This is a genomic window from Azospirillum oryzae (assembly GCF_008364795.1).
GTDB lineage: Bacteria > Pseudomonadota > Alphaproteobacteria > Azospirillales > Azospirillaceae > Azospirillum > Azospirillum oryzae.
The window spans coordinates 164,398-189,292 of record NZ_VTTM01000007.1 but is presented as its reverse complement, the minus strand read 5'-3'; the positions used below and the strand labels follow the sequence as shown (position 1 = coordinate 189,292).

22 protein-coding genes and 2 tRNA genes are annotated in these 24,895 nt (G+C 67.5%); 15 read left to right on the top strand and 9 right to left on the bottom strand.

What is annotated here, in order from left to right; all coding sequences use genetic code 11:
• Positions 1 to 113: 113 nt before the first annotated feature.
• Positions 114 to 1,949, bottom strand: coding sequence for a PHA/PHB synthase family protein (locus FZ938_RS19780; RefSeq protein WP_109157371.1), 1,836 nt, complete (start codon positions 1,947 to 1,949; stop codon positions 114 to 116).
• Between the two features lie 307 nt (positions 1,950 to 2,256).
• Between FZ938_RS19780 and FZ938_RS19775 the strand changes: the two genes are divergently transcribed.
• The gene (locus FZ938_RS19775) at positions 2,257 to 2,661 is read left to right on the top strand and encodes a hypothetical protein (protein WP_149200267.1); all 405 of its coding nucleotides are present in this window, start codon (positions 2,257 to 2,259) and stop codon (positions 2,659 to 2,661) included.
• Positions 2,662 to 2,744: 83 nt separating this feature from the next.
• Here the strand turns inward: FZ938_RS19775 and FZ938_RS19770 are convergent, their stop codons facing one another.
• Together FZ938_RS19770 and FZ938_RS19765 are read right to left on the bottom strand one after the other, a co-directional pair.
• Positions 2,745 to 4,160 (bottom strand): HlyD family type I secretion periplasmic adaptor subunit, encoded by a 1,416-nt coding sequence (locus FZ938_RS19770; protein WP_149200161.1) that lies wholly within the window; start codon positions 4,158 to 4,160, stop codon positions 2,745 to 2,747.
• A gap of 70 nt (positions 4,161 to 4,230) precedes the next feature.
• Positions 4,231 to 5,859 carry a type I secretion system permease/ATPase gene (locus FZ938_RS19765; protein WP_246458027.1) on the bottom strand — a complete coding sequence of 543 codons (1,629 nt, stop codon included), beginning with the start codon at positions 5,857 to 5,859 and terminating at the stop codon, positions 4,231 to 4,233.
• A gap of 341 nt (positions 5,860 to 6,200) precedes the next feature.
• On the opposite strand from FZ938_RS19765, the gene FZ938_RS19760 reads away from it, so the two are divergent.
• Together FZ938_RS19760 and FZ938_RS19750 are read left to right on the top strand one after the other, a co-directional pair.
• Positions 6,201 to 6,824: a peroxiredoxin gene (locus tag FZ938_RS19760; protein WP_246799067.1), complete on the top strand. Its 624-nt coding sequence runs from the start codon at positions 6,201 to 6,203 to the stop codon at positions 6,822 to 6,824.
• Positions 6,825 to 7,223: 399 nt separating this feature from the next.
• A complete protein-coding gene (locus tag FZ938_RS19750) occupies positions 7,224 to 8,288 on the top strand; it encodes an extracellular catalytic domain type 2 short-chain-length polyhydroxyalkanoate depolymerase (RefSeq protein ID WP_149200159.1) in 1,065 nt (354 codons plus the stop codon).
• A gap of 67 nt (positions 8,289 to 8,355) precedes the next feature.
• Here FZ938_RS19750 and eno read toward each other — a convergent pair whose 3' ends face one another.
• Both eno and FZ938_RS19740 read right to left on the bottom strand, forming a co-directional pair.
• Entirely contained in the window at positions 8,356 to 9,633 is a 1,278-nt protein-coding gene (eno, locus tag FZ938_RS19745; RefSeq protein WP_149200158.1) for a phosphopyruvate hydratase, read from the bottom strand.
• A 147-nt stretch (positions 9,634 to 9,780) separates the two neighbouring features.
• Complete coding sequence (locus tag FZ938_RS19740; protein ID WP_149200157.1) at positions 9,781 to 10,563, bottom strand: alpha/beta fold hydrolase; 783 nt, start codon at positions 10,561 to 10,563, stop codon at positions 9,781 to 9,783.
• 135 nt (positions 10,564 to 10,698) lie between these two features.
• On the opposite strand from FZ938_RS19740, the gene murJ reads away from it, so the two are divergent.
• A complete protein-coding gene (gene murJ / locus FZ938_RS19735) occupies positions 10,699 to 12,249 on the top strand; it encodes a murein biosynthesis integral membrane protein MurJ (RefSeq protein WP_149200156.1) in 1,551 nt (516 codons plus the stop codon).
• A 1-nt stretch (position 12,250) separates the two neighbouring features.
• Here murJ and FZ938_RS19730 read toward each other — a convergent pair whose 3' ends face one another.
• Positions 12,251 to 13,093, bottom strand: a complete 843-nt coding sequence (locus tag FZ938_RS19730) for a sulfurtransferase (RefSeq protein ID WP_149200155.1) — start codon at positions 13,091 to 13,093, stop codon at positions 12,251 to 12,253.
• 238 nt (positions 13,094 to 13,331) lie between these two features.
• On the opposite strand from FZ938_RS19730, the gene fliN reads away from it, so the two are divergent.
• Complete coding sequence (gene fliN, locus FZ938_RS19725; protein ID WP_085084056.1) at positions 13,332 to 13,634, top strand: flagellar motor switch protein FliN; 303 nt, start codon at positions 13,332 to 13,334, stop codon at positions 13,632 to 13,634.
• 161 nt (positions 13,635 to 13,795) lie between these two features.
• Positions 13,796 to 15,055, top strand: coding sequence for a diaminopropionate ammonia-lyase (locus FZ938_RS19720; RefSeq protein ID WP_149200154.1), 1,260 nt, complete (start codon positions 13,796 to 13,798; stop codon positions 15,053 to 15,055).
• Here FZ938_RS19720 and FZ938_RS19715 read toward each other — a convergent pair.
• Complete coding sequence (locus tag FZ938_RS19715) at positions 15,036 to 15,731, bottom strand: Clp protease/crotonase-like domain-containing protein (RefSeq protein ID WP_149200265.1); 696 nt, start codon at positions 15,729 to 15,731, stop codon at positions 15,036 to 15,038. The two genes, FZ938_RS19720 and FZ938_RS19715, sit on opposite strands and share 20 nt — an antisense overlap.
• A 254-nt stretch (positions 15,732 to 15,985) precedes the next feature.
• Here FZ938_RS19715 and gatB point away from each other — a divergent pair, with 254 nt between their 5' ends.
• Positions 15,986 to 17,437 (top strand): Asp-tRNA(Asn)/Glu-tRNA(Gln) amidotransferase subunit GatB, encoded by a 1,452-nt coding sequence (gatB, locus tag FZ938_RS19710; RefSeq protein WP_149200153.1) that lies wholly within the window; start codon positions 15,986 to 15,988, stop codon positions 17,435 to 17,437.
• 165 nt (positions 17,438 to 17,602) lie between these two features.
• Positions 17,603 to 19,387, top strand: a complete 1,785-nt coding sequence (locus FZ938_RS19705) for a PAS domain-containing sensor histidine kinase (protein ID WP_149200152.1) — start codon at positions 17,603 to 17,605, stop codon at positions 19,385 to 19,387.
• Positions 19,388 to 19,416: 29 nt separating this feature from the next.
• Here FZ938_RS19705 and FZ938_RS19700 read toward each other — a convergent pair whose 3' ends face one another.
• On the bottom strand, positions 19,417 to 19,653 hold the full coding sequence (locus FZ938_RS19700; RefSeq protein WP_149200151.1) for a hypothetical protein: 237 nt from the start codon (positions 19,651 to 19,653) through the stop codon (positions 19,417 to 19,419).
• 282 nt (positions 19,654 to 19,935) lie between these two features.
• On the opposite strand from FZ938_RS19700, the gene FZ938_RS19695 reads away from it, so the two are divergent.
• From FZ938_RS19695 to FZ938_RS19685, 3 genes are all read left to right on the top strand, one after another.
• Positions 19,936 to 20,028, top strand: a tRNA-Ser gene (locus FZ938_RS19695).
• Between the two features lie 405 nt (positions 20,029 to 20,433).
• Positions 20,434 to 21,129, top strand: a complete 696-nt coding sequence (locus FZ938_RS19690; protein ID WP_149200150.1) for an HAD family hydrolase — start codon at positions 20,434 to 20,436, stop codon at positions 21,127 to 21,129.
• A 371-nt stretch (positions 21,130 to 21,500) separates the two neighbouring features.
• A complete protein-coding gene (locus FZ938_RS19685) occupies positions 21,501 to 21,752 on the top strand; it encodes a hypothetical protein (protein ID WP_246458031.1) in 252 nt (83 codons plus the stop codon).
• Here the strand turns inward: FZ938_RS19685 and FZ938_RS19680 are convergent.
• Complete coding sequence (locus tag FZ938_RS19680; protein WP_149200148.1) at positions 21,697 to 22,578, bottom strand: DUF3108 domain-containing protein; 882 nt, start codon at positions 22,576 to 22,578, stop codon at positions 21,697 to 21,699. The two genes, FZ938_RS19685 and FZ938_RS19680, sit on opposite strands and share 56 nt — an antisense overlap.
• Positions 22,579 to 22,740: 162 nt before the next feature.
• On the opposite strand from FZ938_RS19680, the gene FZ938_RS19675 reads away from it, so the two are divergent.
• The 4 genes from FZ938_RS19675 (at position 22,741) to FZ938_RS19660 (ending at position 24,865) form a co-directional block, all read left to right on the top strand.
• Positions 22,741 to 22,815: transfer RNA gene (locus FZ938_RS19675), tRNA-Val, on the top strand.
• A gap of 199 nt (positions 22,816 to 23,014) precedes the next feature.
• Complete coding sequence (locus FZ938_RS19670) at positions 23,015 to 23,179, top strand: sugar tyrosine-protein kinase (RefSeq protein ID WP_085084036.1); 165 nt, start codon at positions 23,015 to 23,017, stop codon at positions 23,177 to 23,179.
• A gap of 198 nt (positions 23,180 to 23,377) precedes the next feature.
• Complete coding sequence (gene panC / locus FZ938_RS19665; RefSeq protein WP_149200147.1) at positions 23,378 to 24,259, top strand: pantoate--beta-alanine ligase; 882 nt, start codon at positions 23,378 to 23,380, stop codon at positions 24,257 to 24,259.
• Between the two features lie 195 nt (positions 24,260 to 24,454).
• Positions 24,455 to 24,865: a flagellar basal body-associated FliL family protein gene (locus FZ938_RS19660; protein ID WP_109156474.1), complete on the top strand. Its 411-nt coding sequence runs from the start codon at positions 24,455 to 24,457 to the stop codon at positions 24,863 to 24,865.
• The last annotated feature ends 30 nt before the right edge of the window (positions 24,866 to 24,895 follow it).

Genomic DNA, 24,895 nt, shown 5'->3' with positions numbered 1-24,895 from the left:
GCAAACAAACCCTTAACGTGCGCGTGCGTAACACTATCGGATTGGACCGGAAAGGAAAACCCCCGCCGGGAAGGGCGGGGGTTTTCCGTAGGGATAAGCGGCCGAACTCTGCCTTACCCGTTCTTGACCTTGACGTAGGACCCCGGCGCGTCTTCCAGGGCGGGCAGGGCGCCGTCGCCGGGCTGGCGGGCGGGAACCTTGCCGTTGGCGTACTGGCCGACCCACTTGTTCCATTCCGGCCACCAGGAGCCGGGGGTCTGGGTCGCCTTCTCCAGCCACTCGTCGGAGGTCTTGGCCAGCTTGTCGCTGGTCCAGTAGCAGTACTTGTTGGCCGCCGGCGGGTTGACGACGCCGGCGATGTGGCCCGAGGCGCCGAGCACGAACTTCACCGGGCCGCTGAACAGCTGGGCGCCGCTGTAGGTGCTCTTCCACGGCGCGATGTGGTCCTCGCGCGCCGACAGGAACAGCGTCGGGACCTTGACCTTGCCGAGGTCGATCGGCACGCCCTTCAGCGTCACCGCCCCCGGCTGCGCCAGCATGTTCTTCTGGTACATGTTGCGCAGATAGAAGCTGTGCATCGCCGCCGGCATGCGGGTGCTGTCGCCGTTCCAGTACAGCAGGTCGAACGGGAACGGGTCCTTGCCCAGCAGGTAGTTGTTGACGACGAACGACCAGATCAGGTCGTTGGCGCGCAGCATGTTGAAGGTGGTCGCCATCTTGGAGCCGTCGAGATAGCCCTGCTCGGCCATCTGCCCCTCGATGAAGGTCAGCTGCTCCTCGTCGATGAAGACCGACAGTTCACCGGCCTCGGTGAAGTCCAGCATGGTGGTGAAGAAGGTGGCCGACTTGATGCGGTCGTCCTTCTTGGCCGCCATGTAGGCCAGCGTGGAGGCCAGCAGCGTGCCGCCCAGGCAATAGCCGATGGCGTTCACGTCCTTCTCGCCGGTCGCCTTCTCGATGGCGTCCAGCGCCGCCAGCGGGCCTTCGACCATGTAGTCCTCGAAGCCCTTGGCCGCCAGCGTCTCGTCCGGGTTGACCCAGGACAGGACGAAGACGGTGTGGCCTTGGTCGACCGCCCACTTGATGAAGCTGTTCTTCTCGCGCAGGTCGAGGATGTAGAACTTGTTGATCCAGGGCGGCACGATCATCAGCGGGCGCTTGTTCACGTCCGGCGTGGTCGGCGTGTACTGGATCAGCTGCATCAGGCTGGTCTGGAAGACGACCTTGCCCGGCGTGACCGCGATGTTCTTGCCCAACTGGAAGGCGTCGTAGTCGGTCATGGAGATGCGCAGCTCGCCCTTGCCGCGCTCCAGGTCCTTCAGCAGATGCTCCAGCCCCTTGACCAGATTCTCGCCGCCGCTCTCGATGGTCGCGCGCAGCACCTCCGGATTCGTCATGACGAAGTTGGAGGGCGCCATCGCGTCGACGAACTGGCGGGTGTAGAAATCGACCTTCTTGGCGGTGTGGTCGTCCAGCCCGTCGACCTGATTGACGGTCGACTGCATCCACCGGGCGCTCAGCAGGTAGGACTGCTTGATGAAGTCGAACAGCGTGTTCTCGTCCCAGGCGGCGTCCTTGAAGCGGCGGTCGTCCTTGGCCGGCGCGATGACCGGCTGCGTCTCCTGCCCGAAGAAGCGCTGGGTGGTGCGCTGCCACAGGGTCAGGTAATCCTGCCACAGCGACATCTGCGCCTGCATCAGCTTGGCCGGGTCGGCCATCATGCGGGTGGTCATCTCGAGGAAGGCATGGCCGACGCCCATCGGATCCGGGCTCTTCGGGCCGGCGCCGTCGGAGGCCTGGCGCGCGAGGAACTCGGAGACCAGCCGCTGGCTCTGCTCGGCGATGCGGGTCATCGCCCGCGACATCTCGACCGGGTCGGGCAGCTTGACGTCGGGCACCTGGGGGGAAGCCGGGGTGGAAGCCTGGGGGGGGGCCTTGGTCTCGGCCATGAGCACGGTCCTTCTTCTTTGGGCGGGTGTCGCGTCGTCTCGGTCACATCGTGTCGACCACCTTGGTCCTCATGGCCCGGCTTGCGCCAGATTGGGCTTTGGGCCTTGCGGACGGGCGGCTATACAGGCTTGCGGGCGATGAATTCTGGGGGGTCTGCACCATGTCGCTGTTGGTTGCGTGCGGCGGTCCGGCCATCTGGTGCGGTGCGGGAGAAATCCTGGACCTCTCATACACCGCTGATGTGAACATTTCATTTCGCGGATCGTCGCACAAGTGTGGCGTGGCGGCCAGACACGGGGAAGGATGATGGTGACGGGCAGTCAGGACAGCGTTCGGGGCATCGCGGCGGCCGGGCGGGCGGTCGGCGCGCTAATCGTAGCGATGCCAATGGTTTTCGGGCTGTCGGCCTGCAGCGACCGGGCGCTGGACACCGGCCTTCTGGGGGCCGTCACCGGCGAGCCCTCGCCGGTCAGCGACAATTCGTCGCCCATCCGCGGCATGACCGGGGAGCGCACCGATTACCCCAATCTGGGTACGGTCCCGCCGCGCCCGACCGATCTGAGCACCGAGGCGCAGCGCCAGCAGGCGATGGACCGCCTCGCCGAGGACCGTGCGGCATCCCGCCGCACGCGGGAGCAGACGGAAGCGATCCAGATGCCGGAGCCGCTGCCCGTGCCGCCGAAGCCGGACCTGCGGCCGGGGCGCAGCTGAGGAACTTGGGTAAAGAAAAAGCCCCCGGCCGGATGGCCGGGGGCTTTTTGCGTTTTGGCGGGGGATGGCTTCGGGTGCCGCCGTCACTCCTGGATGAACGCCTTCACATAGGACTGGCGCAGCGGCTGGATCAGATAGTCCAGCGGGGTGCGGGCGGAGAGCACGATGCGGGCTTCCACCGGCATGCCGGCCTTGATCTTCAGGTTGCGGACCTCGTGGCTGTCGGCGTCCTTCAGGCGGATGCGGGCCAGATAATATTCCTGACGGGTGGCGTTGTCGGTCAGGCGGTCGGCCGAGACGTAGGACACGGTGCCGTCGATGGTGCCGACGACGCGGCTGTCATAGGCGGTCAGCTGCACCTTCACCGGCAGGTCGACGGCCATCGACTTGATGTCCTTCGGCTGGATGCGGACCTCGGCCAGCAGGGCCTTGTCGTCGGGGACGATGTCCAGCACCGGTTCGTTGGCGGTGATGGTGCCGCCGACGGCCGGGTGGCCGTACATCACGACGTTGCCGGCGTCCGGCGCCTTGATGGTGCGGTTGTCCAGGCGGTTCTTGGCGTCGCGGATCTGCTCGGCCAGCTTCTGGGCGTCGCCGCGCGCCTTGTCCAGCTCGACCAGCACCTTTTCGCGGAAGTCGCTGCGACGGCGGACCAGGTCGCCCTGGGCGTCGACCGCCTGCTGGCGCGACTGCGACATGCGGGCTTCCAGCTCGTGGTCCTGGGCGTGGAGCTGCGCGTTCTCCTTCTGCGCCGCCACCAGCTTGGTACGGGTGGAGTTGCCGCGGTCCAGCAGTCCCTGGGTGATCTGGATGTCCTCGTCCGACAGCTTGATCTCGCGGTTCAGGAAGGCGCGCTGCTGCTCCAGGCTCCTCACCTCGTCGCCCAGCGTGGCGATGCGGTCCTGGGTCAGCTTGGCCTCGGTCTCCAGCTGGTTGCGGCGGACCTGGAACAGCTTTTCCTGGTTAAGCATGGCGTTGTCGACCGCCGGCTCCTTGCCGCGGCGGGCGGTCAGTTCGGCCGGCCATTCGATGGCGGGCTTCTCGAACAGCTCGGCCGACAGGCGCGCTTCGGAGGCCAGCGTGTCGAACAGCGCGGCGTTCAGCATGTCCAGGCGGGTCTGCGCCTCGGTGTTGTCCAGCCGCATCAGGACCTGACCGGCTTCGACGCGGTCGCCCTCATGGACCAGGATGGCGCTGATGACGCCGCCCTCGGTGTTCTTCACCACCTTGCGGCCGGTTTCCGGCGCCAGCGAGCCCGACGCGCTGATCGCGCTGTGCAGCGGAGCCACCGCCGCCCAGCCGGTCATGCCGCCGAAGCCGACCGCCAGGACCAGGAAGCCGCCCAACAGCAGGCCGCGCACGCCGGTTTCCGGCATCGTCGCCCGCAGCGCATGGATCGAGGTGATGGTCGCCGTCTTGCGCGACGGCTTGCCGGCGGGGGTTTCGGAGCCGTTGTCACCGGACAGCGGGGTGGGGAAGGTCGTGGTCATCGTGGTCATGGGGCTTCCTTGGCTCTGTCGGGTCTGGCGTCGCTAACCGGATGGTCGGTCTTGGGGGCGGTGCCGGCGGTCAGCCGGTGGCCCCCGCCGTGGCGGCGGACGGACCCTGAGGGCCGAGATTGCGGAGGCGGGCAAGGTTGACGGCGCCGGGCTGGGCCTGCTGCTGGTCCGGACGCGGCAGCTCCATCGCCATGCCGTTCTTCAGGACATAGGTGTGGTCGGACATGTCGACGAAGATCGGGGCGTGGGTCATGACGATGGTGGTCGCCCCGCGCTCCTTGCAGGCCGCGACGAAGGCGCGGACCGCCTTGATGCCCAGCTCGTCCAGGCCGGCGGTCGGCTCGTCCAGCACCAGCAGCGGCGGCTGGCCGAAGGCGGCGCGGGCAAGGCCGATCAGGCGGGCGCTGGCGCCGGTGATCGGGGACAGCGGATCGTTGACCTCGGTCTCGTAGCCCATGGGCAGGCTTTCGATCCACTCGTGGATGCCGACGGCCTTGGCGGCCTCCTCCACCTGTTCGCGGGTGGCGGTGGTGAAGCGGGCGATGTTGTCGGCGATGCTGCCCGGCAGAAGATCGACCTGCTGCGGCAGGTAGCCGATGCCCTGTTCGGGGCTGTCGGGGGTCAGGGTGGCGACGGACAGGCCGCCCAGCCGCACCGTGCCGGCCGACGGCAGGGCGACACCGGCCAGCATGCGGGCCAGAACCGACTTGCCCGAGCGGTTGGGGCCGGCGATGCAGACGGTCTCGCCCGGCTCGACCGACAGGGTGACGCTGCGCAGGATCGGCTTCTGATCGCGGGGGGAGACGAACAGCAGGTTCTCGACGGTCAGGCGCTCGCTCTCGACGGGCACGGAGGGACGCTCCGGCTCACGCGACAGGCGCTTCAGCAGCGGCAGCAGGCGGCGGACGGCCTGGGCGGAGCGGACCAGCCCGCCCCAGGCGCCGGCGGTCTGCTCGATCGGGGCGAGGCCGCGGCCGACCAGCATCGATGTGGCGATCATGCCGCCGAAGGACAGGTGCTGCTCGATCACCAACCAGGCGCCGATGCCCGTCACGGCGATCTGCAGGACCATGCGGACCCACTTGGTGGCGGCGCCGATGGCGGCGCTGCGCTCATAGCCCTGGCCCTGCATGGCGCTGGCGGTCAGGAAGTCGCGGTTGACCGCATCCAGCGAGGCGTTGCCCATGCGCAGGCCGCGCACGGTGTCGGAACGGGAGGCCAGCGCTTCGAACAGCTTCTGGGCGCGGCCGGCCGGCAGCTTGCTCTCGTCGTTGATGTCCTTGACGGCCACATAGCCGATCCAGCCCATCACCGCCATGATCGCCATCGACACCACCAGCACCAGCGCCAGCATCGGGTGGATGACGTAGATGCCGATGACGTAGAGCGGAGCCCAGGGCAGGTCCATCAGCGCCGGAAGCGAGGGACGCGAGAAGGCGCCCTTCAGCTCCATCAGGTCGGCGAGCGGACCGTTGTCCGGACGGCCGCGGCCGGCGGCGTCCAGCGCGTCGGCGGTCAGCCGGCGGCGCCAGCGCACCTCCAGCGCATTGCCGGCACGGGCCAGCAGGCGGGAGCGCACCATCTCCAGCAAGCCGCTCAGCGTCAGCGCGAGGACGACGATGAGCGTCAGCATGATCAGGGTGTCGTAATTGCCCGACGGAATGGCGCGGCTGAACACCTGAAGCGAATAAAGCGGCATGGCCAACATCAGTGCGTTGATGGTGGCGCTGAAGACAAATGTACTAACGAGTATCCTGGTGAAATAACCGCGATTGAAAGCGGCTTCCGGCTTATTGTTGCCGGGCTGTTGCAAAGAGTTGGACTTGGTCGAAACAGGCATGAACAGCCCTCCAATTGTCACCGGTCGGCACAGTGCCCACTGGATGCAGGCGAGGTCAGAGAACGCCATCTTGGTAAATGGGACCTTAACATTCGGGGACGTCACAGGATTGCCACCGGATGCCACCACTTTTGCGCAAGACCACTCCGGTATTGTTTGTTCATTCGGGGTGATTTGCCCCGCCTGGCCAGCAGGGACGCATGACCTATGGCCGGTTGGAGGGGGCGGGCATTGCCGGTATCGTTGGCCGCGGCGGCAATTCCGCCGGTCCACCCCAACCACAGCCGGAGAAGATGATGGAAGGGCGCAAGGTCCCCTCGGTGGTGTTCAAGACCCGCGTGCGCGACGAGAGCGTCGGCGGACCCAACCCGTTCCGTTGGCAGGATGTGCGGAGCGACGAGCTGTTCCAGGGCAAGCGGGTGGTTCTGTTCTCCCTGCCCGGCGCCTTCACGCCGACCTGCTCCAACGAGCAGTGCCCGGCCTTCGAACGGCTCTATGACGATTTCAAGGATCTCGGCATCGACGAGGTCTATTGCCTCAGCGTCAACGACGCCTTCGTCATGTACCAGTGGGGCAAGAGCCTGAACCTGAAGAAGGTGAAGCTGATCCCCGACGGCTCGGGCCATTTCACCCGCCGGATGGGCATGCTGATCGACAAGGACCATGTCGGATTCGGCTTCCGGTCCTGGCGCTATGCCATGGTCGTGAAGGACGGCGTCGTCGAGAAGTGGTTCGAGGAGCCGGGCATCAACGACGAGGGCGAGAACGGCGATCCCTACGGCGAATCCTCGCCGGAGACCGTTCTGACTTATTTGCGGAGCTGAGACGCCCGATTCGGCACCCGGCGGGGGGCCGCAGAGCCGGGCGGGATGCAGGGTATTGGATGAAAGGCCGGCGGGGCGAAGGCTCCGCCGGCCTTTTCCATGACCGCTCCGCGCCTGCGGCACCGGCGGCGGCAGGGTGCGGCGTTGCGTATGGATGCGTGCATCGCGGCGGCTGATATTCTTTTTATTAGACAATCATCATTGCATTGCTACCTTCTGCGCAGGCTTCGGCCACGGTTTCAGCCCCCGGGCGGCCGGCAACAATCTGATCGTGCGCCGCCCGGCTTGCCGGGACCGGATCGGCACGGCGGGGATGGATGACGCGACGAAGGGGCGGGGCGCAGATCGCCGCTGTCCATGCGACGTTGACACCCTTAGCAGGGCAAAGGTGACCCTCCCATGAGCATTTCCAAGCAAGTCATTGCGAAAACCGCGCTGGCGGCGCTCGTCGTCCTGGCGCCGCTTCCCGCGGCGGCGCAAGTCAAGCTGTCGGATCTGAAGCTGAAGATCGACCCGGCGCAGACCACGGTGTCGGGCATCTCCTCCGGCGCCTACATGGCCGGGCAGTTCCAGGTCGCCTATTCGGGGCTGGTCAAGGCGGCGGGCCTCGTCGCCGGCGGACCCTATGATTGTGCCGAGGTGTCGGAGGGCGGCATCGCCCCGGCGGTGGTGGCGCTGAAGCGCTGCATGGACGTGGCGATGGGCGCCCCCAACGTCGACGCGCTGGTCGCCAACGCCAAGGCGCGCGAGAAGGCCAAGGACATCGATCCGCTGTCCAACATGGCGCAGTCGAAGATCTACCTGTTCAACGGCGACAACGACGTGACGGTGAAGCGCCCGGTCGCCGACGCCACCGAGCAGTTCTACAAGGCGCTGGGCGTGACGGCGGCGAACTTCACCTATGTGAAGCTGCCGAAGGCGGCGCATGCCTACATCACCGACGGCTATGGCGCCGCCTGCGACTTCATCCCGAAGGAGGATGAGAAGAGCGAATACATCAACAACTGCCAGTACGATCAGGCAGGCGCCATCGTCCGCTTCTTCTACGCCGATGCCAAGATCCCGAACGCTCCGGCCGCGGCCCGCCAGCCGCAGCTGTTCAACCAGGCGCCCTTCGTCGGCGACACCAGCCGCAGCGGCATGGCCAAGACCGGCTACGTCTATGTTCCGGAAGCCTGCGAGGGCGGCAAGCAGACCTGCCGCATCCATGTCGCCTTCCATGGCTGCAAAATGGCGTCGAACCTGATCGGCGACCATTTCGCCGTGCATGCCGGCTACAACCGCTGGGCCGACGTCAACAACATCGTCGTGCTGTATCCGCAGATCGACGGTGACGCCAAGCTGTCCTCCAACCCCAAGGCCTGCTGGGACTGGTTCGGCTACACCGGCTACGACTTCGCCCGCAAGGGCGGCTTCCAGATGACCGCCGTCCGCAAGATGATCGGCGCTCTCGTCGGGGAGTGAGCGTCCGCTCCGCATAAAAAAGCCCCTCTCCGGCAACCCGGAGAGGGGCTTTTTCACATCAGGACGATCAGGCCTTCAGGATGCCGCGGCCGGCGAAGCGGGCGGCGACGCCCAGCTGCTCCTCGATGCGGATCAGCTGGTTGTACTTGGCCAGACGATCCGAACGGCTCAGCGACCCGGTCTTGATCTGGCCGCAGTTGGTGGCGACCGCCAGATCGGCGATGGTGCTGTCCTCGGTCTCGCCCGAGCGGTGCGACAGGACGGCAGTGTAGCCGGCCTTGTGCGCCATATCCACCGCTTCCAGCGTCTCCGACAGCGTGCCGATCTGGTTGACCTTCACCAGGATCGAGTTGGCGACGCCTTGACGGATGCCCTGGGCCAGACGCTTGGGGTTGGTGACGAACAAATCGTCGCCGACCAGCTGCACCTTGCTGCCGATGGCGTCGGTCAGCGCCTTCCAGCCTTCCCAGTCGTCTTCCGCCATGCCGTCCTCGATCGAGATGATCGGGAAGCGGCCGACCAGATCGGACCAGTAGGACACCATCTGCTCCGGCGACAGCGACTTGCCTTCGCCGGCCAGCTCGTACTTGCCGTTCTTGAAAAACTCGGTCGAGGCGGCATCGAGCGCCAGCATGACGTCGTCGCCCGGCTTGTAGCCGGCGGCCTCGATCGCCTTCATGACGAAGCCGAGCGCCTCGTCGGTCGAACCGATGTTGGGGGCGAAGCCGCCCTCGTCGCCGACATTGGTGTTGTGGCCGGCGTCCTTCAGCTTCTTCTTGAGGGACTGGAAGATCTCGGAACCCATGCGGATGGCGTCGGCGCCGGTTTCGGCACCCACCGGCATGATCATGAATTCCTGAATGTCGATCGGGTTGTCGGCATGGGCGCCGCCGTTGATGATGTTCATCATCGGCACCGGCAGCAGCGAGGCGAAGGCCCCGCCGACATAGCGGTAGAGCGGCAGGCCGGCATCCTCGGCGGCGGCGCGGGCGACCGCCAGCGACACGCCCAGGATGGCGTTGGCGCCGAGCCGGCTCTTGTTCTCGGTGCCGTCCAGGTCGATCATGGCGAGGTCGATGGCGCGCTGGTCGTCGGCGTCCAGGCCGGCGAGCGCGTCGTAGATCTCGCCGTTGACGGACTCGACCGCCTTCAGCACGCCCTTGCCGCCGAAGCGGGCCTTGTCGCCGTCGCGCAGTTCGACCGCCTCGTGGGCGCCGGTGGAGGCGCCCGACGGCACCGCGGCGCGGCCGAAGGCGCCGCTGTCCAGCGCAACGTCGACTTCGACGGTCGGATTGCCGCGGCTGTCCAGGATTTCGCGGGCGTGAATCTCGGTGATGACGCTCATGGTCGGTCGATCCTTCGAGGAATGGCAGCCGCGTTGTCTCGCAGGCCGCGTTTTAAGGCGCGCAGGCTTGATAGCCCCGACGTCCGGGCGATGCAATATCTGCTTCGGCTTACAACCACGCGAAAATGCGGGGTTTTGCCGCGGAAATCAGAGGAATCCCTCCACCAGCGCCGCGAATTCGGCCGGACGTTCGGCATGCAGCCAATGACCGACCCCCTCGATCATGTGGATTTCCGCCTTGGGGAAATGACGGCGGATGGCGTCGTGATGCTCCGGCCGGATGTAGTCCGACGCACCGCCGCCGATGAAGAGGGTGGGGCCGTCATAATGGGCGCCGCCGAAATCGGGGAAGCCGATCAGTCCCGCCATGTTCGCCCCGATGGAGTCGAGGTTGATCCGCCAGGAGAAGACGCCGTTCTCCAGCACCAGATTCTGCATCAGGAAGGAGCGCAGCGGCGCCTCCGGCACGGCGTCGGCCAGCTGGGCCTCCACCTCCGGCCGGCGGGTGACGCCCTCCAGCTTCGCGGCCTTCATCGCGGCGACATAGGGGGCGTGGGTGTGGGTGTAGGCGACGGGGGCGATGTCGGCGACCACCAGCCGTTCCACCCGGTCGGGATGGGCCAGCGCCAGCGCCATGGCGGTCTTGCCGCCCATCGAATGGCCGACGACAGTGGCGCGGGCGAAGCCGCGGTCGTCGAGGAAACGCAGCACGTCGGCCGCCATCTCCGGATAGCTCATGCCGTCCGCCCAGGGGGCGCCGCCGTGGTTGCGCAGGTCAAGCGCATAGACCCGGTGCCGCTCACCGAAGCGGCGGGCCAGGGTCTGCCAGTTGCGGGCCGAGCCGAACAGCCCGTGCAGGACAAGCATCGGCGTTCCGCCATTGGCTTCGCCGGCTTCCAGATAGGTCAGGGGGAGGGCTTGCTGCGGCATGTCGGGGGCCTTCGACCGAATGGGTGATTGGAGATGCGTTCTGGACGAATGCGGGCGGCGATCCTATGACGAACGCGGCCGCATCGCTAGGATGCCGCCGGGCATCATCCGCATCACAGAAGCGACCCTGCCATCGTGTTCCGTCATATCCTGTCCGTCGGCGGCCTGACTTTGGCCAGCCGGGTGCTCGGTTTCCTGCGCGACGTGCTGACCGCGGCGCTGCTCGGCGCCGGGCCGGTGGCCGACGCCTTCTTCGTCGCCTTTCGGCTGCCGAACCACTTCCGCGCCCTGTTCGCGGAGGGCGCCTTCAACTCCGCCTTCGTGCCGCTGTTCTCGGGCAAGCTGGTGCAGGACGGTGCAGCATCCGCCCGCCGCTTCGCCGACGAGGTGATGACGCTGCTGGTCATCGTGCAGATGGTGCTGCTGCTGCTGGTGCTGGCCTTCATGCCGCAGTTCATGACGGTCTTCGCCCCCGGCTTCGCCGACGATCCGGAGAAGTTCCGGCTGGCGGTGCTGTTCACCAGCATCACCTTCCCCTACCTGTTGCTGATCTCGCTGGTCTCGCTCTATGGCGGCGTGCTGAACAGCATGAGCCGCTTCGGCTCGGCCGCCGCGGCGCCGATCCTGATGAACCTTTGCCTGATCGCGGCGCTGGTGGTCGGCACGCCGCTGATGCCGACGGCTGGACACGCGCTGTCCTGGGGCGTTCTGGCGTCGGGCGTCGCGCAGTATCTCTATCTGGCCTGGGACGCCCGGCGGGCCGACATGACCCTGCGGCCGGTGATGCCGCGCCTGTCGCCCGACGTGAAGCGCTTCCTCAAGGTGCTGGGGCCGGCGGCGCTGGGATCGGGGCTGACCCAGATCAGCCTGTTCGCCGACACGCTGATCGCGTCCGCCCTGCCGACGGGTGCGGTGTCCTACCTCTATTATGCCGACCGGCTGAACCAGCTGCCGCTGGGGGTGATCGGCATCGCCGTCGGGACCGTTCTGCTTCCGGAAATGTCCAAGCGGATCAAGAGCGGCGACGAGGCCGGTGCGGTCGACAGCCAGAACCGCGCCATCGAGCTGTCGCTGGTGCTGACCCTGCCGGCCGCCGTAGCCTTCCTGGTGGCGGGCACGCCGATCCTGTCCGTGCTGTTCCAACGCGGCGCCTTCGGCCCGTCCGACGCCGCCGCTTCGGCGCTGACCCTGCAGGCCTATGCGCTGGGCCTGCCGGCCTTCGTGGTGATCCGCAGCCTGGTCAACGGCTTCTACGCCCGCCACGACACGGCGACGCCGGTGCGGGTGGCGCTGGCGGCGGTCGCCATCAATGTGGCGCTGAAGCTGGTGCTGATGGGACCGCTGGCCCAGGTCGGGTTGGCGGTCGCCACCTCCGTCGGCGCCTGGGTGAATGCCGGGCTGCTGGCGCTGCTGCTGCACCGCCGTGGCCTGTTCCGCGCCGATGCGCGGCTGACCCGCAACCTGCCGCGCATGGCGATTGCCGCCGCCGTCATGGCCGGCGCCCTGTGGCTGGCGACGGAGCGGCTGGCCCCCTGGCTGGGCGCCATGGGCGTGGTGGAGCGGCTGGGCGGGCTCCTGGTGCTGGCAGTGGTTGGGCTGGCCGTTTATGCCGTCGCCGCCGTCCTGCTGGGGCTGGTGCGGCGCAGCGATCTCGGTCGTCTGCGCCGCCGCCGGGCGAAGGCGTAACTCAGCCTTCGGACTGCAACGGCCGCTGCGGATCGGCGCTCCATTCCGACATGGAGCCGTCATAGAGCCGCACCCCCGGCACGTGCGCGATCTCGCTCAGCGCGAACCAGGACACCGAGGCGAGGTGGCCGGTGTTGCAGAAGGTGATGGGCTGGTCGCGCAATGGCAGCCCGGCCTGATCGGCCATCGCCTTCACCGCCTCGGGCGAGGCGAAGCGGTGCTCCGCCGGGGAGAAGAGGGCGGCGATGTCGAGATTGACCGCGCCGGGGATGGTGCCGGCGGCACGGGCCTGCGGGCTCTTGGCCTTGCCGGCGAACTGCTCGGGCGAGCGGGCGTCGTGCAGCGGCGTGCCGCCGGCCTGCACCGCCGCCTCGACCTGCTCCAGGGTGGCGCGCAGGTCGGCGCGCGGGTGGACGGTGAAGCGGGTCGGCTGGCGAACCGCCGGCTGCGGTTCGACCGGTCCGCCGGCGGCGGTCCAGGCGGCGAAACCGCCGTCCAGCACCGATACCGCGTCGTGGCCCAGCATCTTGAAGGTCCAATAGACGCGGGTGGCGTTGCCCATGTCCGATGCGTTGGCGCCTGCCGCCACCAGAACGACATGGTCGCCGTTGCCGATCCCCAGCCTGCCGATCAGTCCCGCCAGCACATCCGGATCCGGCAACATCCCGGCCCCGCCGCCAACCACAGTCCGCCAGCCGGCCGTTGCGTAGTCGGAATGAACCGATCCCGAAACGAAGCCGCCGGTGGGCGGAGTCCGCACGTCGAGGACGACGATACCGGGGCTGTCGAGCCGGCTTTTCAGCCAGGAAGCGTCCACAAGCGGGGAAATGCTGCTGTCGGTCATCAGGATAAACCCGGTTCCGGTTGGTCGGTGCCCTGTCGTGCCTGGATTGTTGCGCATCGGCAACGAAAAGACCGACAAGCGGGCGGGCGGTCAGTGTGGGCGAAGCGCCGGTATGGGAAAAGCCCAATCTTGTCGCAATCCCCATCGGTCGGTGGCGTTGCCGGCTAACCCGTCCGGGGTGTAGGATGTCCCGTTCGTGTAAGAGGGCGCCATTTCCGGCGCGGGAGCTTGGACAGCCATGGCCAACATCGACGACCTGCTCGGCGCGGCCGATCCCAACGACGGCGACGCGTCGTCCTTCGCCATCGGCGATGCGCCGGTGGAGATCAAGGTCGTCATCGGCACCGCCATGCTCCGCGTCCGCGACCTGCTGAAGCTGGGCCGCGGCGCCGTGGTGGAACTCGACCGTCATCTGAAGGATCCGACCGACGTCTATGTCGAAGGCGTGCTGGTCGCCCGCGGCGAGGTGGCGATCATCGACGATAAGATCGGCGTCACCCTGACCGACTTCATCAAGTCCAGCCGCGAATGGAAGCGCTGACGGGGTCGTCCCGCCTTTGGGCCCGCCCTCCGGAATGCTTCATTCGGTAGCAGCCGCGTCCGCGCTGGCGTCTTGACGGCGGGCGGTGGCTTTTGGTCTCGTTATGGGTGGTCGTGGGATGTGCCGTCGCCGACGGCATCGCCGGCCCGGAGAGCGAAGCCATGCCCCACCACGCCGTCTCGCCATCCTCCTGCCTGCCGCGCCATTTTTCCAATCCGCATGCCGACCATGAACGGGTCTATGGCCCGTCGGAACGCGCGATCCTCAGCCGCGCCGCCTTCGAGGAGGCGATGGCGGAGATCGGCGCCTGGCCCGGCTATGCGCCCACCCCGCTGCGCTCCCTGCCGGGACTGGCGCGGGAGGCGGGGATCGACCGCCTCTGGTACAAGGACGAAAGCGCCCGCTTCGCTCTCGGCAGCTTCAAGGCTCTGGGCGGAGCATACGCCGTGCTGCGCCTGCTGGCGCGGGAGGTGACGGCGCGGGTGCCTGGCGTGCCGGTGACGGCGCTGGACCTCGTCGTCGGCCGCTATGCCAAGGTGACGCGGACGCTGACGGTCACCACGGCGACCGACGGCAACCATGGCCGGTCGGTGGCCTGGGGCGCGCAGGTGTTCGGCTGCAATTGCGTGGTGTACGTGCCTGCCGCCTGTACGCCCGGCCGCCGCGACGCCATCGAGGCGTACGGGGCGCGGGTGGTGGTGGTCGACGGGTCATACGACGACGCGGTGCGCCGGGCCGCCGCCGATGCGGCGGAGCACGGCTGGTTCGTCGTCTCCGACACCTCCTACACCGGCTATATGGATGTGCCGCGCGACGTGATGCAGGGCTACACCATGATGGTGGAGGAGGCGATCTCGCAACTGCCCGCCAGCGAGCGGCCGACCCATGTCTTCGTGCAGGGCGGCGTCGGCGCGCTGCCCGCCGCGGTCTGCGGCCACCTGTGGGAAAGCTGGGGCCGGCAGCGCCCGCGCTTCGTGGTGGTGGAGCCGCACAGCGCCGACTGCCTGTACCAGAGCGCGGTGGCCGGGCGTCCGGTGCGGTCGGAGGGCGATCTGGACACGGTGATGGCCGGGCTTGCCTGCGGCGAGGTTTCGCTGCTGGCCTGGGCGATCCTGGAGCGTGGTGCCGACGATTTTCTGACCATTCCCGACGAAGGGGCGATCGCCGCCATGCGCAAGCTGGCGGAAGGCAAGCATGGCGGCCGTCCGGTGGTGGCCGGCGAATCCGGCGTTGCCGGTCTGGCCGGTCTGCTCTGCGCCGCGGCACATGAGGAGACCCGGCTGGCGCTGGGCCTCGTGCCCGACGCCCGCGTGCTGGTGTTCGGGACGGAGGGGGCGACCGACCCGGAAGTTTACGAGCGGATCGTCGGCCGTACGCCGGAGGCGGTCGCAGAGGGGCTGGTCAGCGCAGCAGGTCGGTGACGATGTTGGCGCCGTCGGCGCTCAGCCGGTCGGCGGTCTCGCGGTAATCGCGGGCGCCGGAGAAGCCGCCCTCCGCAGTCACCCGCTGGATCCAGGCCGGGGAGGCGCCGAGCGACACCAGGCGGTCGACCATCATCTGGATGGAGCGGATCGTCATCCGGCCATTCTCGGCCATGCGCGGCGCATGCACCATGAACTCCGCCCGCGGGGCGGCATAGCGCGGATAACCGGCCAGATAGAGGCCGACGCACATGCTTTCGCAGGAGTCGCCGTCGCGCACCCGCGTGGCGACCGGCCGCCCGCCCTGGCGTTCGGCAAGCACGGCGTCGATCATCCGGTAGCCGGCGGCGGTGAAGCCGCCGGGGCTCGACAGTTCGATCACCAGCGGTCGGCGGGCCGGCAGGGCGCGCAGGGCATCGACGAAGTTGCGCTCCGCCCCCGGCGTGATGATGCCGTCCAGGCGCAGGACGGTGATGTCGCCCTGGTCGTTGCGGGACATCGCCGCATCGGGAAATTCGGACGAAGAGGGGGCGGCGGGTACCGGGTTCACGGTGACCGGGCTGAGCGACAGGTCGTCAGGGTGGGTGGCGGCATGGCCGAGTGCGGCGCCCGCCATCAGCAGCGCGCCCAGACCGACACCGAACCCGACCTTCCGCACCAGCTTCCGCACCGACATCATACCCTCCTGCGCTCGTCCTGTTCAGCGTGGCGGGCAAAGCTTGCCTGAGGGTTAACGGCGCGTCTGTGGCCGGCCGCACAATGGAGGTAGGGCGGGGGTAGGGCAGGGGTAGGAAAGCCGCGGCGCGATAAAGCGTGCGCGCGGGCGCAAAGGGCGTTAGAAGAAACAGGATTCCAAGGGTATGGCCGGGGCGCCCTTTTCCAGGGCGGCGCCCGTCCGGTCCCGTGCCGTGAACGTCGAAGAGCGGAACGATGTCGTACATCCAGGGTGAAACGGGCGATTGGGAAGTCGTGATCGGGCTTGAGGTCCATGCCCAGGTGATTTCGAACGCGAAGCTGTTCTCCGGCTCCGCCACCGAATTCGGGGCCGCGCCGAACAGCCAGGTCAGCTTCGTCGACGCCGCGTTCCCCGGCATGCTGCCCGTCATCAACGAATATTGCGTCGAGCAGGCGGTGCGCACCGGTCTGGGCCTGAAGGCGCAGATCAACCTGAACTCGGTCTTCGACCGCAAGAACTACTTCTACGCCGATCTGCCGCAGGGCTATCAGATCAGCCAGTTCCTGCAGCCGATCGTCGGCAAGGGCGAGATCGTGCTGGACCTGCCGGACGGCACCAGCCGCACCGTCGGCGTCACCCGCCTGCATCTGGAACAGGACGCGGGCAAGTCGCTGCACGACCAGCACCCGTCCAAGACCTACATCGACCTGAACCGGTCGGGCGTGGCGTTGATGGAGATCGTGTCGGAACCCGACATGCGGTCCTCGGAGGAGGCGGGCGCCTACGTGCGCAAGCTGCGCTCCATCCTGCGCTATCTCGGCACCTGCGACGGCAACATGGAGGAAGGCTCCATGCGCTGCGACGTCAACGTGTCGGTGCGCAAGCCGGGCGACCCCTTCGGCACCCGCTGCGAGATCAAGAACGTCAACTCGATCCGCTTCGTCATGCAGGCGATCGAGTATGAGGCCCGCCGCCAGATCGAGATCATCGAGGAAGGCGGCAAGATCGACCAGGAGACCCGGTTGTGGGACACGACGAAGTTCGTGACCCGCTCCATGCGGTCGAAGGAAGAGGCGCACGACTACCGCTATTTCCCCGATCCCGACCTGCTGCCGCTCGAACTCGATGCGGACTGGGTGGAGGACATCAAGAAGACGCTGCCCGAACTGCCGGACGACAAGAAGGCCCGCTTCATCGAAGACTACAAGCTGTCGGTCTATGACGCCGGCGTGCTGGTCTCGGAGAAGTCGAAGGCCGACTATTTCGAGGCGGTGGCCAAGGGCCGCGATCCGAAGCTGGCCTCCAACTGGGTCACCGGCGAGCTGTTCGGCTATCTGAACAAGGCCGGCAAGGAGATCGAGGAGAGCCCGGTGTCGGCCGAGAATCTCGGCGGCCTGATCGACCTGATCGCCGACAACACCATCTCCGGCCGCATCGCCAAGGAAGTCTTCGAAACGATGTTCGAGACCGGCGAGAAGGCCGCCGACATCGTCGAGAAGAAGGGGCTGCGCCAGGTCACCGACACCAGCGCCATCGAGGGCTCGATCGACGCCGTTCTGGCCGCCAACCCCGACAAGGTGGCGGAATTCCGCAGCGGCAAGGACAAGCTGTTCGGCTTCTTCGTCGGTCAGGTGATGAAGGCGACCCAGGGCAAGGCCAACCCGGCCATGGTCAACGAAATCCTGACCAAGAAGCTGAAAGGCTAAGCGGCCACAGCCTGTTGGCGGGGCGAAATCCCCGCCCTGTCCGAAAGAAAGCCTCTCCGCCCGGCGGAGGGGCTTTTTTCTTGGGTACTGTCCGTCTGTACGGTAAAGCCACAGTTGAATTTTCCCGGTTTCCATCGCCACAGTGCTGGAAACGGTGGAGGAACCATGGCGGCGGAGCCGGTGATGGTGGCGCTGGCGGCTGGGGCTGTCGGCGGTCTGCTCGGGGTGCTGCTGGGCCGGTATGCCGGGCGCCGGACGGCCGTCCGTCCGCCGGCCCTGTCGGGCATGTCCGGCTCCGGGCCCGGCAAGGTCGCGGCGCCGCCCCTTCATGAACCGGAGATCGGCGAGCGGCTGGAGATGGCGCTGGAGGCGACCGGGGCCGCGGTGTGGGACGCCGATCTGGTGGCCGGCACATGCTGGTGGTCGGACACCTTCCCGCGCATGCTGGGCTATCGCAGCCGGCCGGCCATGCCCCCCGATTTCTGGGAACGCCGGCTGCATGCGGAGGACCGCGACCGGGTGCTGGCCCACATCGCCTCGCATCTGGCGGGGGAGACCTCGGCCTACGCCTATTCCTACCGCCTGCGCCACGAGGCCGGCGGCTGGGTGTGGATCGCCGCCAAGGGCCGCGCCTTTCGCGACAAGACCGGCCGGGCGGTGCGCTATGCCGGCATCATGACCGACATCACCGAGGCCCGTCGGCAGGAAGAGCGGCTGCGCGCCAGCGAGGAACGGCTGCTGAAGATCATGGAGGCGGCGCCGATCGCGGTGAACGTCACCACCCGCGATGGCCGCTGGTTGTTCTGCAACGCCCAGTCCGTGCGGCTGATGGGGCGCGACCGGGCGGAGCTGATGCGCTCGCCGGTGGCGGACCTCTATGCCGACCCAGCCGACCGCGAGGCGCTGATCGCCCGATTCGACCGCGAGGGCGCCTTCCGCAATGCAGAGATCCGCTTCCGCCGGCCGGACGGCAGCATCGTCTGGGTGCTGTCCTCGTGGAACAGCATCGAACTGGACGGCGAATCGGCGCTGCTGACCTGGCTCTATGACATCACCGACCGCAAGGCCGCCGAGTCGGCGATGATCCAGGCCAGGGAGGAGGCCGAACAGGCGCTGGCCGACCTGCGCGAGGCGCAGGAAAGCCTGATCCAGGCCGAAACCATGGCATCGTTGGGCCAGCTGGTGGCGGGGGTGGCGCACGAGATCAACACGCCCATCGGCATCGGCCTGACCGCCGCCAGCCACATCGGCGAACAGGCGCAGTCCCTGCGCGACCGCTTTGCCGGCAACGCGTTGCGGCGTTCCGATTTCCTCGAATTCCTGGATGGCCTGAGCGAAAGCAGCCGCCTGCTGATGGCCAACATGGACCGCGCGGCGTCACTGGTGCAGAGTTTCAAGCAGGTGGCGGTCGACCAGTCGTCCGGCGACCGGCGGGTGTTCGAGCTGGGCAGCTATATCCGCGAACTGCTGTTCTCCCTGCGGCCCCGCCTGAAGCGCACCAACCTGAAGATCGCGGTGGAGTGCGACGACGAGCTGACGATGGACAGCTTTCCCGGCGCGCTGGGGCAGGTGCTGACCAATCTGGTCATCAACGCCGTCGTCCACGCCTATGGCGACGGCGAGCGCCTGTCGGAGAAGCCGTCCGGCACGATCAGGATCACCGCGCAGCCGGACGGGTCCGACAAGGTGCGGATCGACTTCATCGACGATGGCGTCGGCATCGCGCCGGAACATCTCTCGAAGGTCTTCGACCCCTTCTTCACCACCAAGCGCGGGCAGGGCGGGTCAGGCCTTGGGCTGCACATCGTGTTCAACACCGTCACCGGCCCGCTGGGCGGCACCGTGTCGGTGCAGTCCTGGCCGGGGCAGGGCACCCGCTTCACCATCCTGCTGCCCCGCGAGGCGCCGGCCATGCAGCCGGCCCTGGCGGAGGAGCCGGCATTGGGGTGAGGCGGTCCCGCGGCCCCGCGGACAGCGGATCAGGCGACGTGCAGTTCGTGGAATTGCAGATGCTTGGGCCGCCGGCCACGGCGCTTGGGCGCCGCGAAGTCGGCGAGCGCACCGTTTTCCCCGCGCAATTCGGCGTTGAGTTCCTGCACGCAACGCTGCAGCAGTTCTTTTTCGCGCTGGTCCTCGCGGTCGGTGATCTCCAGGCAGCTCAGCTTGATCTCGACAAGGTCGATCAGCGTTTCCGCGCAACGGCGTGACAGGGTCATGGCATCCTCCACGGCGACGGGGTGCGGCGTCACTGTCCGGCGGGGCGGGCCTTCGCGATACCCCCGCGCGACCGAGTTGTGCGTCACCCAGGCTTTTTATTGCTCATGGTGGCATCATATCCGCCTTCCGTTAAAAAGTACCTAAAATTTTATACAGATTTGTCCTTCTCTGCCGATTTTCGGGAAAAGCGGATTTGTGTCTCCGTAAGCGTTGACAAGGCTACGGCCGGCCGTTAGAACCCTCCCCACGCCAGCGATGCCCCACGGGCAACCGCACTGGCTGGAGGGGTGGCCGAGTGGCTGAAGGCAACGGTTTGCTAAACCGTCATAGGGTTTAAAGCCCTATCGTGGGTTCGAATCCCATCCCCTCCGCCATCTTGCTTGGCAGGCGCCAAGCCATTGAATTTCCCAAATAATTGATGCGTTTGACGTGCCCGACAGCGCACGGCCGATTGGTGCGCCGATGGAGAAAATCGGGGCACAATCATCTTTCCAATGTTCAGCAAGCCACTCCACAATCTCCCACCCTCGGGAGGAAGGCACAGTGCCGCCTCTTAGGGCCAGGGCAGGGAGAACCGGATCGCGGCGCACAAGCTGCCCCTTGCTTCTGACCGAACCGGGGGCGGCAAGGCCACCGCCAGCCAGTTCCGGCTGATCATCCACACCGCCGCCTATTGGCTGCCGTCGGCCCTGGGTTGTTCCCATCCGGGTGGTTGGCTGCCGCGGGACCGTGGTATCCACGGGGCATCGTCAAACCGATGGCAGATCGCGGGGCCTTCCATGCCGTTTCCTTTCCAGGCGCTTGTCTTCGACCTCGACGGAACGCTGATCGATAGCGCGCTCGACATGACCCGCGTGTTGAACCGCACACTGGCCGAGTTCGGCCGCCCGGCGCTGACCGAGGCGCAGGTGCGGACGATGGTCGGCGACGGGTCGGCGATGCTGGTGCGCCAGGCCTTCGCCGCGACGGGCGCCCCGCTGGGGGACGAGGCGGTGCAACCGGTGCTACGCCATTATCTCGACACATATTATGACGACGCGGAGCCGCCGGTGCTTTATGCCGGCGTGGCTGAAACGCTGGCGGCGCTGGCCGGGCGGGGTGTGCGGCTGGGGCTGTGCACCAACAAGCCGGAGCGGATCACCCGGAAGTTGCTGGGCATACTGGGGCTGGAGGGGCTGTTCGGCGCCGTGGCCGGCGGGGACACGCTGGCGGTGAAGAAGCCGGACGGACGCCATCTGACCTGGGTGCTCGAGCGGCTGGACGCGTTGATGCCTGCGGGGGCGGTGTCTGCGCGGGCGGCGATGGTCGGCGACAATGCCAACGACGTGAAGGCGGCGCGGTCTGCCGGCGTGCCGGTGGTCGCCATGAGCTACGGCTATCCCCGCATGCCGGTGGAGGAATTGGGCGCCGACATGATCCTGGACCGCTTCGCCGACCTGCCGGACGGGCTGCTTCGGTTGGCGGCTGCCGATTGAGCGGCGGCCGGTACCGGATGCGGTACGGACGGTCGCATACACTGATACTATCCCTTTGGACAGCAGGGGTATCCCTCAGGACCCGCGTGCCGGCTCGACAAAGCCCCTAAACTGTTAGGGTCGATCCGGCTCCGCCGGGCGATAGGACGCCGATCCGGGGGAGGACGCGCCATGATGCAGGATGATGCCCTGATGGTCGGTCCGCTGACCTTCATCGCCACCATCCTGCTGCTGACGCTGGCCGTAACCGGCAGGCACAACAAGCAATCAAGAACCTGCCGGTTGCGGGTCGGGCGGCGGCGCGCCATGCCGCCGCCCGGCCGGCGTCACGGCGGTCGCCGATGGGAAGGAACTCCACCATGGTTTCTCGCATGGCTCGGATCGTTCATATGGGCAAACTGGGCGGCTATGCGGCGCTGCTGGACGGTGCGCTGCTGGAACCCGATGGCCGCATCCTCTGGCCGTCGGTCTCGGCGTTGACGGAGGCTCTGCGGCGGGCCGGCATCACGCCGTCCGACATGATCCTGGACACCCGGTCTCCCGCCGGTGTCCGGCCGGCCGCCGCGGTCAGCGGGCCGGCGGCCGCATCGCCCCGATCTGTCGGTCTGCCGCTGGCGGCGTGACGGCGGTCAGGTGGACCACCACGCTGCCGAAATCGCTGTCCGTCTCCAGCCGCACCGGCAGGGGCGGATAGCCGGCGGCGACAGGGGCCAGCCACAGATCGACGGGGGGCCTGTCCGCCGGATCGCTGCGCTGCCAAAAGCGGCCTGCCGGTGATGACCGGGCATAGCCGGCCACCGGCTTGTAGGTCACCCGGCATTGCTGGGCCACGCCGGCGAAGACCGAGTAGCGTGACGGGTCGACGATGCGCCGCCCCACCTCGCTGAACACCATGTCGTAGCGGCGGCGTCCGTCGAACACCGGCAGCGACCGGTCGCAACCTTGGCTCGCCCCCACCGCGAACAGCAGGTCCAGCACGGCGCTCAGCGGGTCCAGCGTGCCGCGCTGCAGTGCCGGCGGCACCGGTTCGCGGTCGTCCTTCTCCGGTGGCGGCGAGACGCTGGCGGCGACATCGCCCTGGGGCCCGTAGGTCAGAGTGACGTTGCGCGGCTCGCCGCGAAGCTGGCTGGTCTGGTGGTGGTTGGCCGGCCGCAGGTCGCCGCCGCGGACATAGCCGTCGGTCAGCGAATCCGTGCGCCAGCTGAACAACCGGCCGATGGTGCCGCCGGTGACCGCCGACACCTCGATCCGGTAGCGGTCGCCGGTCACCTCCAGCATTGCTTCCACGTCGAGCGCGGTGATGCCGCCGACGAAGACACGGTAGGTCGCCTTCACCGGCTCCGCCGACGCCATGGCGGTGGCGAGGGGGAGCAGAGCAAGGGACAAGCCGGCCGCCATCAGGGCTGCCCGGGCAGGATTGGGAAGGCGGCGGGGGCTGGGCTGGGGCACGGTCCGGGGGCTCCTGCGGTCGGCTGATCTTTTTTAAGATGGGGATGAATCTGGTGCTTGACACCCGGTGGGGAAGGCCGTAGAAACCCGCCCACCGCAGCGGCGGGGCCGACGAAAAACGGTCGCGACGCACAAGAGTTTCGGTAAAGAGTTTCAAGGTTCGGGCGCGTAGCTCAGCGGGAGAGCATTCGCTTCACACGCGAAGGGTCACAGGTTCAATCCCTGTCGCGCCCACCATCACAAAAAGGCTTCGGACGAACGTCCGAGGCCTTTTTGCTTTCCGGCATCGGCGGCCTTGGGACGCGTGAAAAACGTGTATCATATAACGCTTATATGATTGGCGAATCGCGGTCGATTGACGCAGATCAGCCCTCTTCGCGCTGCAATGCGGTATTAGGGGGGCCATCCCTGTCACCCGCTTCGGAAAGCCAATCAGATGGACGATACCCGTATCGCTTTGCTCTCCCTCGGCCTGCTGGTCGCCGTGCTCGCCGTCATCATCGGTTCGGTGGTCTTCGTCCCGTCCTTCACCGCCCTGCTGGCCACGCTGCTGGCCTGGGCCAATCTGGCCTATCTGGTCGGCATCACGATTAAGCGCTGATGGCCAAGCGCTGATCAAATTCCGCGGCGGGGCACAGCCTGCCCCGCTGCGGATGCTGAACCTTCAGGGTCCGGCAACAGTCTGTCCTGCGGAAAGCTTTTCTGGACAGGAACGGTCCGTCGGGTTATCCAGCGCCCGGTTTCGCTGCGCCCCCGATCTTGCTGCGCCCCCGATCTCGCTGTGCCAAGGACCGACGCCATGACGCCGACCACTCCCCAGACCTCCAGTCCGCTGCCGATCCTGAGGACGGTGGAGGACCTGAGAGCCCAGGTTGCGGCCTGGCGGCGGGAGGGGCTGACCGTCGCGCTGGTGCCGACCATGGGGGCGCTGCATGACGGGCATCTGGGCCTGGTGCGGCGCGGTCGCGAACTGGCCGACCGGGTGGTCGCCAGCGTCTTCGTCAACCCGACCCAGTTCGCCCCGCACGAGGATTTCGACCGCTATCCCCGCGACGAGAGCGGCGATTCCGCCAAGTTGGCCTCGGCCGGCTGCCACGCGCTCTATGCGCCGACCGTGCGCGCCATGTATCCGGAGGGCTTCGCCACTGCTATTTCAGTCGGCGGCCCGGCGGAGGGGCTGTGCGGCGCCTTCCGGCCGCAGATGTTCGGCGGCGTCGCGCTGGTGGTGACCAAGCTGTTCCTGCAGGCCCTGCCCGACGTCGCGGTGTTCGGCGAGAAGGATTACCAGCAGCTGATGGTGATCCGCCGCTTCACCCGCGACCTCGACATTCCGGTCCGGGTCGAAGGGCTGCCGACGGTGCGTGAGGCGGACGGGCTCGCCATGTCGTCGCGCAACGCCTATCTCAGCGCCGACGAGCGCGCCCGCGCGCCCGAACTGCACCGGGCGCTGACCGCGGCGGCAGAGGCGCTGGCGCGGGGGGCGGAACCCGACGGCGCCCTGACCGGTATCCGTGGCCGCATCGCCGAGGCTGGGTTCGGCACCATCGACTATGTCGAACTGCGCGATGCCGAAACGTTGGAGCCGGTGACCGCCGTCACCCGTCCCGCCCGCCTGCTGGCCGCCGCCTGGATGGGCAAGGCCCGCCTGATCGACAATGTGCCGGTGATTCCCGCCGGTTGACATACAGGGGAATGAGCGCCGCCGGCCCACTGGCATTGGATGGGGCATCCAATGGCATTTGACCGGAATTTGTTGCGCGCCTAACATGATTTTCGTCGGGCATGGTCCCGATGGGAATCGGACCCCCGCGATGGGGGCGGAAAGGCGATCTTGCGGCTCGTTCGTCGCAACCGGCAGGGGGAAACGGTTTCCCTGATGCCGCTCGTTCTGACCGGCCTCCTGCTGACGCTGGCGGCGCTGGGTGCGGGCGGCGCGATGATCGCCGGCCGCAACCGGGCTCCGGCCCCGCAGGCGCAGACAGGTCCCGACAAGAAATACGCCGCCCTGCCGATGATGACCTTCAGTCTTGGCGGCGGCGATGCCCGGATGGTGGATGTGAAGGTCCTGCTGGAGATCGATCCGTCGGTGGACGGCAAGGTCGCCGACCCCTATGTCCCCCGCATCACCGACCGTCTGTCCGACCGTATGCGCCAGATCGACCCGCAGCAGCTGACCGGCGCCGACGGGGCGAAGCTGATGAAGAGCACCATCGCCGGCGTGCTCGACCGCGAACTGCGCGGCGTGCGGGTAAAGGAGATCCTGCTGGACCGCATGGTGGTCAGGTAGGGCCGGCAGCGCTGCCGGCCTACCTTGGAC

Coding starts and splice junctions, on each gene's coding strand:
- FZ938_RS19770 (WP_149200161.1), bottom strand. CDS start 4,160: ATGACCACGATGACCACGACCTTCCCCACCCCGCTGTCCGGTGACAAC.
- eno (WP_149200158.1), bottom strand. CDS start 9,633: ATGAGCGTCATCACCGAGATTCACGCCCGCGAAATCCTGGACAGCCGC.
- panC (WP_149200147.1), top strand. CDS start 23,378: ATGACGCCGACCACTCCCCAGACCTCCAGTCCGCTGCCGATCCTGAGG.
- fliN (WP_085084056.1), top strand. CDS start 13,332: ATGGCCAACATCGACGACCTGCTCGGCGCGGCCGATCCCAACGACGGC.
- FZ938_RS19775 (WP_149200267.1), top strand. CDS start 2,257: ATGGTGACGGGCAGTCAGGACAGCGTTCGGGGCATCGCGGCGGCCGGG.
- FZ938_RS19660 (WP_109156474.1), top strand. CDS start 24,455: ATGCCGCTCGTTCTGACCGGCCTCCTGCTGACGCTGGCGGCGCTGGGT.
- gatB (WP_149200153.1), top strand. CDS start 15,986: ATGTCGTACATCCAGGGTGAAACGGGCGATTGGGAAGTCGTGATCGGG.
- FZ938_RS19780 (WP_109157371.1), bottom strand. CDS start 1,949: ATGGCCGAGACCAAGGCCCCCCCCCAGGCTTCCACCCCGGCTTCCCCC.
- FZ938_RS19740 (WP_149200157.1), bottom strand. CDS start 10,563: ATGCCGCAGCAAGCCCTCCCCCTGACCTATCTGGAAGCCGGCGAAGCC.
- FZ938_RS19720 (WP_149200154.1), top strand. CDS start 13,796: ATGCCCCACCACGCCGTCTCGCCATCCTCCTGCCTGCCGCGCCATTTT.
- FZ938_RS19715 (WP_149200265.1), bottom strand. CDS start 15,731: ATGTCGGTGCGGAAGCTGGTGCGGAAGGTCGGGTTCGGTGTCGGTCTG.
- FZ938_RS19705 (WP_149200152.1), top strand. CDS start 17,603: ATGGCGGCGGAGCCGGTGATGGTGGCGCTGGCGGCTGGGGCTGTCGGC.
- FZ938_RS19685 (WP_246458031.1), top strand. CDS start 21,501: ATGGCTCGGATCGTTCATATGGGCAAACTGGGCGGCTATGCGGCGCTG.
- FZ938_RS19700 (WP_149200151.1), bottom strand. CDS start 19,653: ATGACCCTGTCACGCCGTTGCGCGGAAACGCTGATCGACCTTGTCGAG.
- FZ938_RS19730 (WP_149200155.1), bottom strand. CDS start 13,093: ATGACCGACAGCAGCATTTCCCCGCTTGTGGACGCTTCCTGGCTGAAA.
- FZ938_RS19690 (WP_149200150.1), top strand. CDS start 20,434: ATGCCGTTTCCTTTCCAGGCGCTTGTCTTCGACCTCGACGGAACGCTG.
- FZ938_RS19670 (WP_085084036.1), top strand. CDS start 23,015: ATGGACGATACCCGTATCGCTTTGCTCTCCCTCGGCCTGCTGGTCGCC.
- FZ938_RS19750 (WP_149200159.1), top strand. CDS start 7,224: ATGAGCATTTCCAAGCAAGTCATTGCGAAAACCGCGCTGGCGGCGCTC.
- FZ938_RS19765 (WP_246458027.1), bottom strand. CDS start 5,859: ATGCCGCTTTATTCGCTTCAGGTGTTCAGCCGCGCCATTCCGTCGGGC.
- FZ938_RS19760 (WP_246799067.1), top strand. CDS start 6,201: ATGACCTATGGCCGGTTGGAGGGGGCGGGCATTGCCGGTATCGTTGGC.